Origin of the sequence: Phenylobacterium sp., assembly GCF_030693805.1 — a bacterium.
GTDB lineage: Bacteria > Pseudomonadota > Alphaproteobacteria > Caulobacterales > Caulobacteraceae > Phenylobacterium.
In genome coordinates this window covers 1-1081 of sequence record NZ_JAUXZW010000398.1, presented here as the reverse complement: position 1 = coordinate 1081, position 1081 = coordinate 1, and the positions used below count along the sequence as shown (strand labels likewise).

General features: G+C 63.7%; 2 protein-coding genes. One reads left to right on the top strand and one right to left on the bottom strand.

Features of this window, described 5'->3' with window-relative positions; all coding sequences use genetic code 11:
* Nucleotides 1-196: hypothetical protein (locus Q8M88_RS16015; RefSeq protein ID WP_305598156.1), on the top strand; the 196-nt coding region annotated here is incomplete at its 5' end.
* 75 nt (nt 197-271) lie between these two features.
* On the opposite strand, the gene Q8M88_RS16010 is transcribed toward Q8M88_RS16015, so the two are convergent.
* Nucleotides 272-811 (bottom strand): hypothetical protein, encoded by a 540-nt coding sequence (locus tag Q8M88_RS16010; protein ID WP_305598155.1) that lies wholly within the window; start codon nt 809-811, stop codon nt 272-274.
* Nucleotides 812-1081 lie beyond the last annotated feature (270 nt).

Genomic DNA, 1081 nt, shown 5'->3' with positions numbered 1-1081 from the left:
CGACGGTGACAACGCGACCAATTTCGGCGTCGGCTACGAGCACAACCTGTCCAAGCGCACGTTGGCTTACGTGTCCGCGTCGCGGATTCACAACGAAGGCAAAGCGGCTTTCCGCACGCCCGGTAGTACCAACACCGCCTCGGCGTTGGGTGGTTCGTCGAGTGCGTATGAGATTGGCTTGCGAATCGCGTTCTGAGCAGATCGCAGCGCCAACGACATGAAAAAAGCCCGGTGCATGCACCGGGCTTTTGGCTTTCAGCGGGGCCTGAAATCAGGGCTTGCTGGAAGTGGGGAAAGGCCATGCGGCCTGCGGGTTCAGCGTGGTTTGCGCTGCGGGTGCAGGGGCAGGCTTGGCGGGCGCCTTTTTCGCGGCGGCTTTTTTGGCGGCAGGGGCGGCTTTTTTGGCGGCCGGCTTTTTGGCTGCAGCGGCCTTCTTGGCCGGCGCGGCTTTCTTCGCGGGTGCAGCGGCCTTCTTCGCAGGCGCTGCCGCCTTCTTGGCCGGAGCTGCCTTCTTCGCCGGTGCCGCCGCCTTCTTGGCCGGGGCTGCCTTCTTCGCAGGCGCTGCCGCCTTCTTGGCCGGAGCTGCCTTCTTCGCAGGCGCTGCCGCCTTCTTGGCCGGGGCTGCCTTCTTCGCAGGAGCCGCCGCCTTCTTGGCCGGAGCGGCCTTCTTCGCAGGAGCCGCCGCCTTCTTGGCCGGAGCTGCCTTCTTCGCAGGCGCTGCCGCCTTCTTGGCCGGAGCCGCCTTCTTCGCCGGTGCGGCTTTCTTTGCCGCAGCTTTTTTCGCAGTTGCCATGTTGTTCTCCTTGATCAAGTTGCACAGTGCACCACACGTCCCAGGATGGACGTGCAGCGATTCAGCGGGTTGGGAGCCGGTGGATGCATGCCACTTGTGGTGCCCAGCGCGTTGAATGGGGAGACAAAACCCGCGCGCAGCGCTGCCGCAGCGTGGTGGTCGGGTTTTGAAAATGAAGGCCGCATGTGAAGAAGGCGTGGGTGTCCGTTCAGTCCCAGGACAGGGCGCCGCCCGATTGGTACTCGATCACACGGGTTTCGAAGAAGTTGCGTTCCTTTTTGAGGTCGA